This window comes from Pseudorhodoferax aquiterrae (assembly GCF_014652235.1).
Taxonomy (GTDB): domain Bacteria; phylum Pseudomonadota; class Gammaproteobacteria; order Burkholderiales; family Burkholderiaceae_C; genus Pseudorhodoferax; species Pseudorhodoferax aquiterrae.
Window position 1 is genome coordinate 43,577 of the sequence record NZ_BMYK01000012.1, and the last position, 15,027, is coordinate 58,603.

At 72.2% G+C, this 15,027-nt stretch carries 14 protein-coding genes; 7 read left to right on the top strand and 7 right to left on the bottom strand.

The features are described from left to right. Nucleotides 1-6 precede the first annotated feature (6 nt). Complete coding sequence (locus tag IE209_RS18440) at nt 7-762, bottom strand: SDR family NAD(P)-dependent oxidoreductase (protein ID WP_186329716.1); 756 nt, start codon at nt 760-762, stop codon at nt 7-9. Between the two features lie 227 nt (nt 763-989). Further along, nucleotides 990-1,499 carry a MarR family winged helix-turn-helix transcriptional regulator gene (locus IE209_RS18445; RefSeq protein ID WP_189688405.1) on the bottom strand — a complete coding sequence of 170 codons (510 nt, stop codon included), beginning with the start codon at nt 1,497-1,499 and terminating at the stop codon, nt 990-992. A 121-nt stretch (nt 1,500-1,620) separates the two neighbouring features. Between IE209_RS18445 and IE209_RS18450 the strand changes: the two genes are divergently transcribed. The 6 genes from IE209_RS18450 to IE209_RS18475 all read left to right on the top strand — a co-directional run bounded on the left by IE209_RS18450 (nt 1,621) and on the right by IE209_RS18475 (nt 10,960). Further along, nucleotides 1,621-2,889 (top strand): amidohydrolase/deacetylase family metallohydrolase, encoded by a 1,269-nt coding sequence (locus tag IE209_RS18450; protein ID WP_189688406.1) that lies wholly within the window; start codon nt 1,621-1,623, stop codon nt 2,887-2,889. Further along, nucleotides 2,886-4,487: a gamma-glutamyltransferase family protein gene (locus IE209_RS18455; protein WP_229882932.1), complete on the top strand. Its 1,602-nt coding sequence runs from the start codon at nt 2,886-2,888 to the stop codon at nt 4,485-4,487. Before IE209_RS18450 ends, IE209_RS18455 begins: the two co-directional genes overlap by 4 nt. Continuing rightward, entirely contained in the window at nt 4,487-5,590 is a 1,104-nt protein-coding gene (locus IE209_RS18460; protein ID WP_189688407.1) for an oxamate carbamoyltransferase subunit AllG family protein, read from the top strand. Before IE209_RS18455 ends, IE209_RS18460 begins: the two co-directional genes overlap by 1 nt. Before the next feature lie 12 nt (nt 5,591-5,602). Further along, complete coding sequence (locus IE209_RS18465; RefSeq protein ID WP_189688408.1) at nt 5,603-6,637, top strand: ABC transporter substrate-binding protein; 1,035 nt, start codon at nt 5,603-5,605, stop codon at nt 6,635-6,637. Nucleotides 6,638-6,790: 153 nt separating this feature from the next. Next, a complete protein-coding gene (locus IE209_RS18470) occupies nt 6,791-7,096 on the top strand; it encodes a hypothetical protein (protein WP_189688409.1) in 306 nt (101 codons plus the stop codon). Nucleotides 7,097-7,243: 147 nt separating this feature from the next. After that, complete coding sequence (locus IE209_RS18475; protein WP_189688410.1) at nt 7,244-10,960, top strand: CHASE domain-containing protein; 3,717 nt, start codon at nt 7,244-7,246, stop codon at nt 10,958-10,960. A gap of 37 nt (nt 10,961-10,997) precedes the next feature. Here the strand turns inward: IE209_RS18475 and ybeY are convergent, their stop codons facing one another. Further along, entirely contained in the window at nt 10,998-11,456 is a 459-nt protein-coding gene (gene ybeY / locus IE209_RS18480) for an rRNA maturation RNase YbeY (RefSeq protein ID WP_189688411.1), read from the bottom strand. Further along, nucleotides 11,453-12,457: a PhoH family protein gene (locus tag IE209_RS18485; RefSeq protein WP_189688412.1), complete on the bottom strand. Its 1,005-nt coding sequence runs from the start codon at nt 12,455-12,457 to the stop codon at nt 11,453-11,455. Before IE209_RS18485 ends, ybeY begins: the two co-directional genes overlap by 4 nt. A 34-nt stretch (nt 12,458-12,491) precedes the next feature. On the opposite strand from IE209_RS18485, the gene ruvA reads away from it, so the two are divergent. Then, nucleotides 12,492-13,067 (top strand): Holliday junction branch migration protein RuvA, encoded by a 576-nt coding sequence (gene ruvA, locus IE209_RS18490; RefSeq protein ID WP_189688413.1) that lies wholly within the window; start codon nt 12,492-12,494, stop codon nt 13,065-13,067. Nucleotides 13,068-13,186: 119 nt separating this feature from the next. Here the strand turns inward: ruvA and soxZ are convergent, their stop codons facing one another. From soxZ to IE209_RS18505, 3 genes are all read right to left on the bottom strand, one after another. Then, nucleotides 13,187-13,498 carry a thiosulfate oxidation carrier complex protein SoxZ gene (gene soxZ, locus IE209_RS18495; RefSeq protein ID WP_189688414.1) on the bottom strand — a complete coding sequence of 104 codons (312 nt, stop codon included), beginning with the start codon at nt 13,496-13,498 and terminating at the stop codon, nt 13,187-13,189. A 41-nt stretch (nt 13,499-13,539) separates the two neighbouring features. Next, the gene (soxY, locus tag IE209_RS18500; protein ID WP_189688415.1) at nt 13,540-13,995 is read right to left on the bottom strand and encodes a thiosulfate oxidation carrier protein SoxY; all 456 of its coding nucleotides are present in this window, start codon (nt 13,993-13,995) and stop codon (nt 13,540-13,542) included. Between the two features lie 80 nt (nt 13,996-14,075). Next, nucleotides 14,076-15,027: carbonic anhydrase (locus IE209_RS18505; protein WP_229882933.1), on the bottom strand; the 952-nt coding region annotated here is incomplete at its 5' end.

Here is a 15,027-nt window from a genome sequence, read left to right on the forward strand (position 1 = left end):
GCCGCCTCAGTGGAAGTAGGCGCCGCCGTCCACCACCAGCGTCTGGCCGGTGATGAAGGCCGACGGCGCGTCGGCGAAGAACTCGATGGCGCCGACCAGGTCGTCCGGCAGCATGTCGCGCGCCAGCACGCGGCCGCGCAGCGAGGGGCCCTTGACGCCCTCGACCAGCACCGGGTTGGCCAGTGCGCCGTCGCTGAGCGTGAAGCCCGGCGCCACGCTGTTGACCAGCACCTTGTGCACGCCCAGCTCGGTCGCCAGCGCACGCGTGAGCGAGATCACCGCGCCCTTGCTCGCCACGTAGTGCGCCATGCCCGGGTTGCCCTTGAAGGCCACGCCCGAGGAGATGTTGACGATGCGCCCGCCGCCGGCGCGCTGGAAGGCCGGCAGCACGGCCTTGCAGGTGAGGAACACCCCCACCACGTTGACGCCCAGCACCTGGTTCCATTCGGCCACCGTGAGCTGCTCGAAGGGCTTGGGCGTCAGCGAGGAATAGATTCCGGCGTTGTTGACCAGCACGTCGATGCGCCCGTACAACGCCTCGGCCTGGGCGGCCATGGCCTCGACCTGCTCGGGGCTGGAGACGTCCACCGTCACGCCCAGCGCGTCGACGCCCTGCCCGCGCAGCCGCTCGGCCGCGGCGTCGGCGCCATTGCGGTCGGCCACCACCACCTTGGCGCCGCGCGCGCCGAACCGTTGCGCGACGGCGTAGCCGATGCCCTGTGCCGCCCCCGTGACGATCGCCACCGCTTGTTCCAGACCCATGTTCACCGTGCTCCTGTCAGTTGCACGGCACACAGCAACTGCCATGCCACTAAGGCAATGGCATGCAGCAGTCTCTGATCCAGGTCATTGAAACAAAAAGATTTTTTCTGCGCTCAACTACGTGGTGCACCACATATATGGGGCCGGCGCGAGGCCTGGGGTGCACCGATGTGGCGCGCCGCCGCCGCCTTCAAACCAAAACGGGGCACACCATCGGTCGCTGTCCGTCAGCGCAGCTTCCAGGGCACCACGCTGGTGTCGTTGTGCGATTCCACGAGCTGGATCAGCTGCAGCATGAAGCGCTCGCGTTCGCCCTCCGGCAGGTAGGCGATGGTGCGGTCGTGGGCACGCTGGGCCGCACCGTCCATGCGCTTGGCCAGCGCCCGCCCCTTGCGCGCGATGCGCACCAGCTTCACGCGCCGGTCGGCCTCGGACTGGCGGCGCTCGACCAGGCCGCGCGCCTCCAGCCGCGGCAGCACCTCGGCCACGCTGGTGCGCTCCAGGCCGACCTCGTAGGCCAGCGTGTTCTGGTCCATCTCGCCATGCTCGGCCAGCACCGTCAGCAGGCTGTACTGCACGGGCGTGACGTTGTATTGCTGGGTTTCCTCGGTGAACAGCCAGGTGTGGATCTGGTGCAGCCGGCGGATCAGGAAGCCGGGCCGGGCGAACAGCGCGGAACGCTCGCAGTAGTGGTCCAGCTGGGCGCGGACCGGCCGGGGATCGTGTTCTTCTGTCATGCGCAAAGTCTAGCCGCGCCCCGCCTTGGCGCCTGCACCAGAACGGCGCCTGCCGGCTGGCACAAATTGTGCGGTACACCACCTATCAGCTCTCACTACCGCACAGGAAGCAGGCAAGACAATGACCAGCATGGTTCTGCAAGGGGGCCGGGTGATCGACCCCGGCGCCGGCCGCGACGGCCTATTCGACGTTCTCGTCACCGACGGGCGCATCGCCGCCATCGGCAACGACCTGGGTGCCGCCGTGCCGGCCGACGCCCAGCGGGTGGACTGCCGCGGCAAACTGGTGCTGCCCGGCCTGATCGACACCCACGGCCACGTCTACCAGGGCGTCACGGGCCGCTTCGGCATGAACGCCGACCTGTGCGGCGTGCGCTCGGGCGTGACCACGCTCATCGACCAGGGCGGCCCGAGCTGCATCACGCTGCCGGGCTTTCGTCAGTACGTGGCCGAGCCCTCGCACACGCGCGTGCTGGCCTTCCTGTCGGCCTACCTGGTCGGCGGCCTGGAGGGCCACTACTACCCCGAGCTGTACCGGCCCGAGTGCCTGGACGTGGACGCCACCGTGAAGTCCGCGCGCCAGAACCGCGATCTGGTGCGCGGCCTGAAGGCCCATGCCGAGATCGGCGGCTTCGCGCGCTGGGGCGTGCAGGTCATGCGCATCGCCGCGCGCATCGGCCGCGAGGCCGCGCTGCCCGTCTACATCCACTTCGGCCAGCTGTGGCCCAAGCCCGAGGCCGGCGGCCTGCCCGTGAACCCCGATTCCATCTTCAACCAGGTGGTGGAGATGCTCAAGCCCGGCGACATCCTGGCCCATCCGTTCAGCCGCCACCCGGGCGGGTTCGTCGAGGAAGACGGCAAGCTGCATCCGCTGGTGCCCGAGGCCGTGGCGCGCGGGCTCAAGATCGACGTGGGCCACGGCTCGCACTTCAGCTACAAGACGGCGCGCATCGTGCTGGACGCCGGCATCGTGCCCGACACGCTGGGGGCCGACATGCACGGCTACAACACCGCCGTGCCGCAGCCGGCCGGCACGCCCGACAGCCACCCGGACGAGGAAGACCACCTGTTCAAGGGCAAGACGCGCTTCGGCCTGGTCTCGGCCATGACCAGCATGCTGGCGCTGGGCCTGCCGCTCACGCACGTGGTGGACATGGTCACGCGCAACGCGGCCCGCATGGCCGGCCTGGAGGGCGAACTCGGCACGCTCCAGGTCGGCGGCGTGGCCGACGTGAGCGTGCTCAACGACGAGCGCGGCCGCTGGCGGATGGCCGACAACGAGGGCACGCAGGTCATCGCCGAGCGGCTGCTGACGCCGGCCTTCTGCCTGCGCGCGGGCCGGCGCTTCGAGGCCGACGCCTCCATCCTGCCGGTGGCGCAGGAAGCATGACGCAGCCCGTACGCGGCCGCCGCGGCATGGCGGTCGCCCCCCACGCGCTGGCCTCGCAGTCGGCTCTCGCAGTCCTGCGCGAAGGCGGCAATGCCATCGAGGCCATGGTGGCCGCGGCCGCCACCATCGCCGTCGCCTACCCGCACATGAACGGCATCGGCGGCGACAGCTTCTGGCTGGTCGGCCTGCCGGGCGCTGGCGGGACCGAGGTGGTGGGCATCGACGCCTGCGGCGCCAGCGCCGCGGCCGTGCGGCCCGAGGACTACGCCGGGCGCAGCGCCATCCCGTTCCGCGGCGGCTCGGCCGCCATCACCGTGGCCGGCACGCTGGCGGGCTGGGACCAGGCGCTGGCGCTGAGCCGCACGCGGCTGGGCGGGCGCCTGCCGCTGTCCCGCCTGCTGGCCGACGCCATCGACGGCGCGCGCCACGGCGTGCCCGTGACCGTGAGCCAGCACCGCAACAGCGCCGCCAAGCAGGCGGAGCTGCAGGACATTGCCGGTTTCGCCGAGACCTTCCTGCCCGGCGGCCAGGCGCCGGCCGCGGGCGGCCTGTTCCGGCAGCCGCGGCTGGCCGCCACCTTCGAGCAGCTGGCCCGCGCCGGGCTGGACGACTTCTACCGCGGCGATCTGGCCCGCAGCCTGGCACGCGACCTGCGGGCCGTGGGCAGCCCGCTGGCGCTGGACGACCTGGCACAGCACCGCGCACGGCTGGTGGAGCCGCTGCGGCTGGCGCACCGCGCCGGCACCGTCTACAACATGCCGCCGCCCACGCAGGGCCTGGTCTCGCTGATCATCCTCGGCTTGATGGACCGTCTGGGCGTGGAGCGCTTCGACCACCTCGGCGCCGACTACGTGCACGCGGCGGCCGAATCGGTCAAGCAGGCCTTCTCCGTGCGCGACGGCCACATCACCGACCCCGGCTGCATGGCGGTGGACCCGGCCAGCTTCCTGCAGCCGGCCGCGCTCGACGCCATGGCCGCACGCATCGACATGGGCCGCGCGGCCGCCTGGGGCCAAGGCAAAGGACCGGCCGACACGGTCTGGATGGGCGTGGTCGATGGCCAGGGCCGTGCGGTCTCGATGATCCAGAGCATCTACCATGAGTTCGGCTCGGGCCTGGTGCTGGCCGAGAGCGGCGTGAACTGGCAGAACCGCGGCGCCTCGTTCTCGCTGGACCCCGGCCACATCAACACCCTCGCGCCGCGCAAGAAGCCCTTCCACACGCTGAACCCGGCGCTGGCGCTGCTGGACGACGGCCGCACCATGGTCTACGGCAACATGGGCGGCGACGGCCAGCCGCAGAGCCAGTCGGCCGTGTTCACGCGCTGCGTGGTGCACGGGCTGGACCCGCAGGCCGCCATCGCCGCGCCGCGCTGGCTGCTGGGCCGCACCTGGGGCCAGAGCAGCGACACGCTCAAGCTCGAGAACCGCTTCCCCGAAGCCACCGTGCAGGAACTGCGCGCCCGTGGGCACGCCGTGGAGGTGCTGGGCGCCTTCGACGAAACCTTCGGCCATGCCGGCTGCATCCTGCGCGACGCCGCGGGCACCTGCACCGGCGGCTTCGACCCCCGCTCCGACGGCGCCGTCGCCGCGTTCTGATGACCACGCCCACCGACTTCTCCGCCTGGGCCGCCCCGTTCGCGGGCGCCGCCTGGCGCAACGTGGTGCGCCGCCACGTGGCACTGCCGCATCTGGGCCGCGACGTGCTGCTGCACGCCGGCCCGCCCTTCGAGGGCGCGCCGCCCGCACCCGTGCGCCAGGCGGCCGTGCAGGCCCTGCTGTTCGAAGGCCTCGCCGACGACGCGGCCGCGGCCCAGGCGCTGCTGGCGACAGGCGCGGTGCGCCTCGTGCCCGCGCAGGACCATGGCGTGGCCACGCCGCTGGCCCAGGTGGTCTCGGCCGCGATGCCCTTGGCCGAGGTCGGCGATGGCAGCACCCAAGCCTGGGCGCCATTGGTCGAAGGGCCGCCGCCCGCGCTGCGCTTCGGCACCAGCGACCCGGCCGCGCTGCCGCGCCTGCAGGCCGTCACCGAGCTGGGCCTGCAGCGCCTGGCGCCGCTGCTGCAGGCACAGCCGCTGCCCCTGGCTCCCGTGATCGCCCAGGCGCTGGCCGAAGGCGACGAATGCCATGGCCGCACGGGCGCGGCCAACGCGGCCCTGCTGGAGCGGCTCGACGGGCTGGCGGACGCCGATCGCGCACTGCTGGCCGGCAGCCCGGGCTTCGTGCTGACCATCCTGATGGCGGCCGCGGCCTGGCGCATGCGCCAGCCCGGCGCGCACATCGCGGCCGCCGGCGGCAACGGCCTGCGTTTCGGCCTGCGCCTGCACGGCGAAACGCACTGGCGCGCCATCGGTGCGACGCCTCCCACCGGAACGCGGTTTCCCGCGCACGCGGGTGCTGCGGCGCTGGGCGCGATCGGCGACAGCGCCGTGCTCGACTTCTGCGGCCTGGGCGGCCAGGCCCTGCTGGCCGCGCCGGCCCTGTGCGAGGAATGGCGCGGCTCGCTGCCGTCCGACCTCGCGCAGCGCCGCGCGGCCGTCAGCGACGCCGCCACGGGCCTGGTCGCGCCCCACAGCGTCGCCGCGAGCGGCCTGCCACCGCTGGTCAACCTGGCCGTGCTCGACGCGTCCGGCGCGGCCGGACTGATCGGCCGCGGCTGGTACGCGCCGGATCCTGCCCTGTTCCACCCCCTCCCCCGCTGAAGGACCCACGCCATGAAGCTGTCTTCGCTCTCCCGCCTGCGCACTGCCGCTCTGCTGACGCTGGCCACCCTGGCCGGCGCCGCCGGCGCGCAGCAGCCGACCAAGCTGCGCTTCGCGCTCGACTGGGTCTTCCAGGGCCCGCAGGCGCCGTTCCTGGTGCCGCACCACAACGGCTGCTACCAGAAGGCCGGGCTGGACGTGACCACCGACCGCGGCTTCGGCTCGGGCGACACCGTGGTCAAGGTCGGCGCCGGCACCTACGACGTCGGCTTCGCCGACATCAACGCGATGGTCGAGTACAACGCCAAGCAGACCCGGCCCGAGGACCGGCTGATCGCCTTCTTCATGGTCTACGACGGCGCCGCGCTGTCCATCATCACGCGCAAGGACACCGGCGTCGCCAAGCCGGCCGACCTGGTCGGCAAGACCATCGCGGCGCCGCCCGGCGATGCCTCGCGCCGGCTGTTCCCGGCGCTGGCCCAGGCCAACGGCTTCGACGCCGGCGCCGTGAAATGGATGAACGTGGCGCCCGAGCTGCGCGAGACCATGCTCGCGCGCAAGCAGGCCGATGCCATCAGCGGCGCGGCCTTCACGGGCTACATGGGTGCGCGCGCGGTCGGCGTGCCCAAGGACGAGCTGGTCGTGATGCGCTTCCCGCAGTTCGGCTCCACGCTCTACGGCAGCGCGCTGGTGACCAAGCGCGCATTCGCCGCCAGCCATGGCCCGGCGCTGACGGCGCTGGCCCAGTGCGTGGCCGAGGGCATCGTGACCAGCATCCGCCAGCCGGCCAGCGCCATCGAGGCCCTGTACCAGCGCGACAAGCTCATCAACCGCGAGGTCGAGCAGGAGCGCCTGCAGCTGTCGCTGGACTGGTCCATCGTGACCCCCTGGACCCGCGCCAACGGCCTCGGCGGCGTCGACCCGGTGCGGCTGGGCAAATCGATGCAGGAAGTGGCATCGGCGCTGAACATCGCGGCGCCCGACGCGGCCGAGGTGTTCACCACGCAGTACCTGCCGCCGGCCGAGCGGCGCGCCGTGCCGAAGTAGAGACCGCCCTGCCGCCGCGCCGACCCGCCGGCGGCGCACGGCCGTCCATTCCAGCCTGTCGATTGGTTCCCAGGCTGCACCATTGAAGCTGGATATATTTTCAGTATTTCGTCGAAAAGCTGTATGCTTGAACAGCCATTCAAGGAGCTTTCGATGGACACCCTACTCGACACCGCCTACCTGGTCGCCCTGGTCGAACCGGCCTTGCCAGAGCCCATCCGCATGCAGGCCGAACTGCGCTACTGCCGCGAACTGGAGCGCCGCCTGGGCACCCCGGACGACGTGGCCCACGCGCTGCGCGCGATCGCGCGCGTGGCCGCGCTCGAGGACGAACCCGGCACCGAAGCCCAGACCCTGCTCGTGCAGTGGCGGCTGGCCAACCATGCGGCGCGCCAGTTCGCCGTGCAGGACCTGCCGCAGGCGGCTGCCCAGGCGCGCTTCGAGGTGCGGCTGGGGTAGCGCCCGCATCCGCACTTTGGTGGAAAGCCGTCGGCACGCTGCGGAACGGGATGTGCAAACCCGCGTTGTGCATTGGCGCGGCGATCTCTACATTTGCCCGAAAACATTGGTGCAACTTTCGAGCGAAGGGAACCGCAAGAGCGAACCATGCGCAGCCCATCCGCCCCGTGGGTCTGGTCCCTCGTCGCGCTGGCGATGGGCTGCGCGCTGGCCCTTGCCGAGGCGCAACGCACCACCGCCGTGCAACAGACCCTGCGCGAGCAGCGCTTCGACGCACTGGTCGAGCGCGCGACGAACGAGCTGCGCCAACGCCTGAACGTCTACGAGTACGGCCTGCGCGGCACGCGCGGCGCGGTCATCTCGGCCGGCAGCGAGCAGATCACGCGCGCGCGCTTTCGCCGCTACGCCGAATCGCGCGAGCTCGAGCGCGAGTTCCCCGGGGCGCGCGGCTTCGGCTTCGTGCGCCGCGTGCCGCAGGCGCAGTTGCAGGATTTCCTGGCGCGTGCGCGCGCGGAACGGCCCGGTTTCAGGGTCCAGCAACAGGGCGCCCACGGCGATGACCTGCTCGTCATCCAGTACATCGAGCCCGAGGCCCAGAACCGCGAAGCCGTCGGCCTGGACATCGCCTCGGAGACGCACCGGCGCGAGGCCGCGCTGCAGGCCCTGCGCAGCGGCAAGCCGACGCTGACGCGCCCGATCACGCTGGTCCAGGCCAGCGGGCAGCCATCGCAGGGCTTCCTCTTCCTGCTGCCCATCTACGCCACCCAGGACGGTGCGGCCCCGCCGCAGCCCTCGGTGCAGGCAGCCGACGGCCTGGCCTACGCGCCGCTCGTGATCCACGAGGTGCTGGCCGGCCAGACGCTGATCCACGACGAACTCTCGCTCGCGCTGTACGACACCGACGGCACCGGGCCGCCGCAGCGCTTTTTCGCCCAGGCCCATGCCGACGATGCGGCGCACGCCGGCCTGGTGCGCCGCGTGGACCTCCCCGTGTACGGCCGCCAGTGGATCGCCGAGTTCAAGGCCACGCCGGTGTTTTCTGCACGCCTGCACCTGCCGCCGCCGCAGCGCACGGCGCAGCTGGTGCTGGGCGCCAGCGTGCTGCTGGCCACCCTGCTCTACTTCTTCCTGCGCGACCGCCAGCACCGCCGCCAGGCCATGGTGGAGGACGCCCACATGGCCGCCATCGCCGAGAACGCCGGCGACGGCATCGTCGGCCTGGATCCGCAGGGCCGCATCACGCGCTGGAACCGCGCAGCCGAGAGCATCTTCGGCCGCAGCACGGCGCAGGTGCTGGGGCAGCGGCTGCAGGACCTGCTCCGCGGCACGGACGGCGCCGGCCCGCTGCCCGCCACCGCGCGCACGGAGTTCACGGCCCAGCTGCAGCGCGACGGCCGCCTGATCGACCTGGACATCCGCAGCGCGCCCGTGGTCGCCCGCAGCGGCCAGAGCCTGGGCCTGGCCGTCACGGTGCGCGACATCACCGAGCAACTGCACGCCGACGAGCGGTTCCAGCTGGCCGTGGAAGCCGCACCGACGGCGATGCTGATGGTCGATGCGCAGCAGCGCATCGTGCTGGCCAGCCGCAAGGCCGAGGAGCTGTTCGGCCACGACGCGGCCACGCTGCGCGGCCTGTCGCTGGATGCGCTGATCCCGGAGCGCCACCGCACCAACCACGCCGACAACGTGGCCGGCTACCTGCGCGCGCCGCAGCCGCGCGCCATGGGCCATGGCCGCGCGCTCTACGCACGCCACCGCGACGGGCGCGACATCCCGGTCGAGATCGGCCTGAACCCGGTGCGCACCCGCGAGGGGCCGGCGACCCTGGCCTCCATCACCGACATCTCGCAACGGCGCCGGCTCGAGGAGCAGCTGCAGGCCACGCTGGACCGGCTGCGCCTGGCGGTGGCCGCCGCCGACGTGGGCATCTGGGTCTGGCGGCTCGACGACGAGGAGATGGAGTGGGACGAGCGCATGTTCGAGATCTACGGCGTGCCGCCCGCACAGCGCTCGGCGGGCGGCTGGGTCGCGTTCTGGCAGTCGCGCGTGCACCGGGAGGACCTGCTCGCGCTGCAGCCCGGGCTGGAGCGCCTGAGGCGCGAGGGCGGCAGCTACGAGGCCAGCTTTCGCATCACGCGCGCAGGCGAAACCCGGCACATCCAGGCCGCCGCCATCGTCGAGCACGGCCCCGACGGCCGCGTGCAGCGCCTGGTCGGCATCAACCGCGACATCACTGCACAGATCACGGCGCAGGAGCGCATCCTGGAGCTCAACACCTCGCTGGAGGATCTGGTGGCGCAGCGAACCCAGGAACTGCATCTGGCACTGGAGGAGGCGCGGCAGGCCACGCGGACCAAGTCCGAATTCCTGGCCAACATGAGCCACGAGATCCGCACGCCCCTGAACGCGATCCTGGGCCTGTGCTACCTGCTGGCCGGCCAGCAGTTGCCGCCCGATGCCCACGGCATGCTGCAACGCATCCAGGACGCCGGCCGCGGCCTGCTGGCCATCATCAACGACATCCTGGACCTGTCCAAAATCGAGGCGCATCGGCTGGAGATCGAGCAGCAGCCCTTCGACCTGGGCGCGGTGCTGGACAACCTGGCCTCGGTCATGGCCGCGGCCCGCGGCGACAAGCCCGTGGCGCTGGTCGTGCAGCCGCCCCCGCCCGGTGCGCGCTACCTGGTCGGCGACAGCCTGCGCCTGGGGCAGGTGCTCATGAACCTGCTCAGCAACGCCATCAAGTTCACCGAGCGCGGCGAAGTCAGGCTGGGCGTGGCGCGCGAGGACGACGGCAGCACGCCAGGCCGGGTGCGGCTGCGCCTGTGGGTGCGCGACACCGGCATCGGCATCGGGCCCGAGCAGCAGGCGCACATCTTCGAGGCCTTCAGCCAGGCCGACAGTTCGACCTCCCGGCGCTTCGGCGGCACCGGCCTGGGCCTGACCATCAGCAGCCACCTCGTGGGCCTGATGGGCGGGAACCTCACCGTCGCCAGCGTGCGCGGCGTCGGCAGCACCTTCAGCTTCACGCTCGATTTCGGCACCACCGTGGCCGAGCGCTGCCCGCCGCTCCCCCGCGACTCTTCCAGCCTGCCCACCGGCCCCGCAGCGCGCCGGCTGCAGGGCATGGCACTGCTGGTCGTGGACGACAGCGAGATCAACCGCGAGGTGGCGGCCCGCATCCTGGGCGGTGAAGGCGCCACGGTGACGCTGGCCGACGACGGCGGCAGCGCGCTCGCACTGCTGGCCGAGCAGCCCACCGCCTTCGACGTCGTGCTCATGGACATCCAGATGCCGGGCATGGACGGCTACGAGGCGACGCGGCGCATCCGCGCCACGCCGGCACTGCGCCGGCTGCCCGTGGTGGCACTCACGGCCGGGGCCTTCGCCTCGCAACGCGACAAGGCGCTGGCCAGCGGGCTGGACGCCTTTGTCGCCAAGCCCTTCCTGGTCGACCAGCTGGTGCAGACGCTGCTGCAGGTGCGCCGCCGCGGCGAGGCGACAGCGCCGCTGCCGGCGCCGGCGCCGACCGAACAGGGCCCGGCCATCGACGTGCAGCGCGGGCTGGCCGTCTGCGGCGACGCCGCCGCTTTGGCCCAGGCGCTGGGCCGCTTCATGCACCTGCATGGCGACGCCGTGCTGCAGCTGCGCCGCGCCGGCCCGGCCGAAGCGGCCGAACTGGCGCACCGGTTGCGCGGCGTGGCGGCGCAGCTGGGGCTGGACCAGGTGGCCGCCAAGACTGCCGCCTACGAGCGCGCCCTGGGCGAGAACCGGCCAGGCGGGGCCGCGCTGGACGCTCTGGCACTGGCGATGGAGCAGGCTAGCGCGGCGATCGCTGCCTACACCCGCCGACCGGCCGGCTGAACGTCGCGGCTTGCGGCACGCGCCGCGCCGTTAGAGCTCAAGCGTAGGGATCGTCGAAACCCAGGCGCGCCATGATCTCGCGCTCGCGCGCTTCCATGGCCTCGGCGTCGGCTTCGCCGGTCTCGTGGTCCCAGCCCTGGGCGTGCAGCGTGCCGTGCACGAGCAGGTGCGCGTAGTGCGCCTGCAGCGTCTTGCCGTTCTCGCGCGCCTCCCTGGCGACGACGGGCGCGCAGAGGACGAGGTCGGCCGTGACCACGGGCTCCTGCGTGTAGTCGAAGGTCAGCACGTTGGTGGCGTAGTCGCGCTGGCGGTAGTCGCGGTTCAGCGCCTGGCCTTCCTCGGCACCGACGATGCGCACGGTGATCTCGGCGTCGCGCTCCAGCGCGTGGCGGATCCAGCGCGCGACCTTGTGGCGCGGCAGCGCGGCCCGGTGTTCGGCCACACCGTCGAAGGCGGCGAACTGCAGCGACAGCTGCAGCCCGTTCAACCCGCTCATCGCGCACCCCGGCGCGCGCGCACCACCTGCTCGGCCGCGTCGCGCCCGGTGTCGTCCACCTCGCCGCCGCGACCGCGCGCGTCGTAGGCGTCGACGATGCGCGCCACCAGCGGATGGCGCACCACGTCGGCGCTGGTCAGCCGCGAGATCGCGATGCCCTTGACGCGCTTGAGCACGCGCTCCGCATCGATGAGGCCCGACAACTGCTGCTTGGGCAGGTCGATCTGGCTCACGTCGCCGGTGACCACCGCTTTGGCGCCGAAGCCGATGCGCGTCAGGAACATCTTCATCTGTTCGGGCGTGGTGTTCTGCGCTTCGTCCAGGATCACGAAGGCGTTGTTGAGCGTGCGCCCGCGCATGAAGGCCAGCGGTGCGATCTCCAGCGCGTTGCGCTCGAAGCACTTGGCCACGCGCTCGGCACCCATCAGGTCGTACAGCGCGTCGTAGAGCGGGCGCAGGTAGGGGTCGATCTTCTGTGCCAGGTCGCCCGGCAGAAAGCCCAGGCGCTCGCCGGCCTCCACGGCCGGACGCGTCAGCACGATGCGCTGCACGGCCGAGCGCTCCAGCGCGTCGACCGCGCAGGCCACGGCCAGGTAGGTCTTGCCGGTGCCGGCCGGGCCGATGCCGAAGGTGATGTCGTGGCGGGCGATGTTGTCCAGGTAGGTGGCCTGGTTGGCCGTGCGGGCCTTCAGGTCGCCGCGGCGCGTCAGCAGCGACGGGCCTTCGGGTCCACCCGACACATCGCCGTCGCCGTCGCCGGCCAGCATCAGCTGCACGGTGTCGGTGGCGATCGGGCGGGCGGCGATCTCGTACATGGCCTGCAGCACCTCCAGCGCGCGCTGGGCCTGGGCTTTGGGGCCGTCGATCTTGAACTGCTCATGGCGGTGCGCGATCTTGACCTGCAGCGCGGCCTCGATCTGGCGCAGGTGCGCGTCCATGGGGCCGCACACATGGTCCAGCCGGGTGTTGTTGGGGGGCGTGAAGTTGTGGCGGACGATCATGGGGCGCGATTGTCGCCGCGTACCATCCGCCTCCATGATCGGACGATTGCAAGGCCTTTTGGCCGAGAAGAACCCGCCCCAGGTGCTGGTGGACTGCCAGGGCGTGGGCTACGAGGTCGACGTGCCCATGAGCACCTTCTACAACCTGCCCGCGCTGGGCGAGCGCGTGACGCTGCTCACGCACTTCATCGTGCGCGAGGACGCGCAGCTGCTGTTCGGCTTCGGCACCGCGGCCGAGCGCAACACCTTCCGCCAGCTCATCAAGATCACCGGCGTGGGCCCGCGCACGGCGCTGGGCGTGCTGTCCGGCCTGGGCGTGGCCGACCTGGCGCAGGCCGTCACGCTGCAGGAGAGCGGCCGGCTCGTCAAGGTGCCCGGCATCGGCAAGAAGATCGCCGAGCGGCTGCTGCTGGAGCTCAAGGGCAAGCTGGGCGCCGACATCGGCGCGCACGCCGTGGCCACCACCGACCACCAGGCCGACATCCTGCAGGCGCTGCTGGCGCTGGGCTACAGCGACAAGGAAGCCGCCGCTGCGCTGAAGGCGCTGCCCAAGGACGTGGGCGTCAGCGAGGGCATCAAGCTCGCGCTGAAGGCCTTGAGCAAGGCGTAGGGCAGGTCTCGTCGCGGCGGGCTGGCGCGGACCGGGGGCATGGCCTGGCTCTCGTCCCTGGCGGGCGGCCCCCAGGCCGCGCCAGCGCCCGGCGCGGGCCGCATCTGACAGGACCGGCGTCAGGCGACGGTGGCTTCGTCCGTGCGGGTGGCGCCGCGGTTGTCGGTCCAGCTCACGCTGAGCTTGTCGCCGGACCTGGCGCCCTTGAGCGTGAAGCGCAGCAAGGGGTTCCTGGACACGCCCGGCCCCCACTGGGCACGCAGCACGGGCTTGCCGTTGAGCAGGGCCGTCACCTCGGTGATGTGCCAGGCCGGCAGCAGCTTGCCGGCCGCGTCCTTGCGCTGGCCGCTTTCCATCTCGTGCGCCATCAGCACGCGCACGACGGTGTTGGCGCCGCTGGTCTGGGTCCGGATGCGGCTCGGTTCGGCCATGGCTGCTGGTCCTCGGAATCTGGTCGGTGGATGCGGCGGACTCAGGCGCCGCAACCGCCCAGGGTGACGCGCACGTCGCGGCGGGCGAAGAAGGCCTTGCCGTCGCGCGTGATGGCCACGGCGTAGACGTCCGAGCTCTGGCTCATCTTGGCGTTGATGGAGAAGTTCGGCTCCAGCGCCTCGTTCAGTTCGAACATGGCCACCAGCGCATGGGGGTTGCGCTCCACCAGCAACAGCAGCTGGCGCGCGTCCGGCAGCGTGGTGCCCAGCGTCATCTGCACGACGGCGCCGTTCTCGGCGATCTCGGGCGTGGCGAGCGTGACGTCCCGGCTCTCCACCGGCACGCTGCCGCCGAAGGCCTTGGCCGCCTCCGCGACGCTCTTGGCCTCGAAGGCGGCCTTGTTGAAAGCCAGGGCCGCGCGCGGCAGCAGGCCAGCGCTGGCCAGCAGGCCGGCCACGGCCAGGCCGTGGTGCAAGGTGTCGCGTCGGGTGGGCATGGCAATGGCGGGGTGCGGCTCGGCGAGGGGACCGTACTCTAAGCCAAAGCCGGCTGGCCCTGGCCGCCGCCGGCGTGCGACTACTGCGCGTCGCGCACGATGCGCCCGTTGAGCGCCTGCACGGGCCGTGCATTGGCCGGGAACAGCTGCGCGAACAGGCGCAGCTGCGCGGCGCTCAGCGTCACGGGCTGCTTGAGCACCATCCAGAGCACGCCCTCGGTGCAGGGCGGCTGGGTCAGCGAGCCGAAGAACTGGTAGTAGCGCTGGTCCGCGGGCAGCAGCGTGGACAGGTCGATCCAGGCAAGCGGCATGCGCACCATGTCGCCGGCGTCCAGCGGGATGTAGGTCCAGACCCGTTCGATGAAGGGGTTCTCCGCGCCGGGCTGCAGCAGCACGGCCACGATGGCGGTCTGGCCCTGCGCGTTGCGGTGCACCAGGTGCACGCCCATGGCGAAGCCCTTGTGGTCGACCACTTCCTCGGCGGGGTGCTGGAAGTCGAAGGACTCCAGCCGCCAGCTGCTGCCGCGCACCTGCAGCAGGTTCTCGCCCTGCACCTCGACGCGGATGGTGCGCCCGTCGTGCACCACGGTGCCGGTGCTGGGTCGGTAGTCGAAACCCAGCGCCTCGTTCGGCCCCTGCAGCGCGGCCGAGGCCTCGATGTGGATGGGCGACTGGCGCTGGCCGCTGCCGCAGAGCTGGTACTCGGGCCGCAGGCGGGCCCAGGCCTGCGGACCGCCCGGGCCGCTGTAGGCCCAGGGCGGGGGCGGGCCCGCAGGCTTGCGTTCTTCGGCCGACGCGCCGTCGCGCGGCAGGCGGGCATGCACCGGAATCGGCAGGCCCAGTGCGATGGCGCGGGCACGTTCGTACTGGCGCTGGACCTGCTCGTCGCTGGCGCGCGCCGGTGGCCGGGCGACCACCGGCGGCGGCGCGGCCTCGGCAGCACGCGCCGCCGGTGCCTGGCGCGGCGGCGGCACCTCGTCCTGGGCGATGGCCTGGACCCGGCGCGCCGGCGCCGACGCCGCGGCGGCGCGG

What these genes read in the sequence shown, in the direction of transcription:
- IE209_RS18450 (WP_189688406.1), top strand. Translation starts at nt 1,621, where the DNA reads ATGACCAGCATGGTTCTGCAAGGGGGCCGGGTGATCGACCCCGGCGCC.
- IE209_RS18445 (WP_189688405.1), bottom strand. Translation starts at nt 1,499, where the DNA reads ATGACAGAAGAACACGATCCCCGGCCGGTCCGCGCCCAGCTGGACCAC.
- soxY (WP_189688415.1), bottom strand. Translation starts at nt 13,995, where the DNA reads ATGCCCACCCGACGCGACACCTTGCACCACGGCCTGGCCGTGGCCGGC.
- IE209_RS18440 (WP_186329716.1), bottom strand. Translation starts at nt 762, where the DNA reads ATGGGTCTGGAACAAGCGGTGGCGATCGTCACGGGGGCGGCACAGGGC.
- IE209_RS18460 (WP_189688407.1), top strand. Translation starts at nt 4,487, where the DNA reads ATGACCACGCCCACCGACTTCTCCGCCTGGGCCGCCCCGTTCGCGGGC.
- IE209_RS18455 (WP_229882932.1), top strand. Translation starts at nt 2,886, where the DNA reads ATGACGCAGCCCGTACGCGGCCGCCGCGGCATGGCGGTCGCCCCCCAC.
- ybeY (WP_189688411.1), bottom strand. Translation starts at nt 11,456, where the DNA reads ATGAGCGGGTTGAACGGGCTGCAGCTGTCGCTGCAGTTCGCCGCCTTC.
- IE209_RS18485 (WP_189688412.1), bottom strand. Translation starts at nt 12,457, where the DNA reads ATGATCGTCCGCCACAACTTCACGCCCCCCAACAACACCCGGCTGGAC.
- IE209_RS18465 (WP_189688408.1), top strand. Translation starts at nt 5,603, where the DNA reads ATGAAGCTGTCTTCGCTCTCCCGCCTGCGCACTGCCGCTCTGCTGACG.
- ruvA (WP_189688413.1), top strand. Translation starts at nt 12,492, where the DNA reads ATGATCGGACGATTGCAAGGCCTTTTGGCCGAGAAGAACCCGCCCCAG.
- IE209_RS18470 (WP_189688409.1), top strand. Translation starts at nt 6,791, where the DNA reads ATGGACACCCTACTCGACACCGCCTACCTGGTCGCCCTGGTCGAACCG.
- soxZ (WP_189688414.1), bottom strand. Translation starts at nt 13,498, where the DNA reads ATGGCCGAACCGAGCCGCATCCGGACCCAGACCAGCGGCGCCAACACC.
- IE209_RS18475 (WP_189688410.1), top strand. Translation starts at nt 7,244, where the DNA reads ATGCGCAGCCCATCCGCCCCGTGGGTCTGGTCCCTCGTCGCGCTGGCG.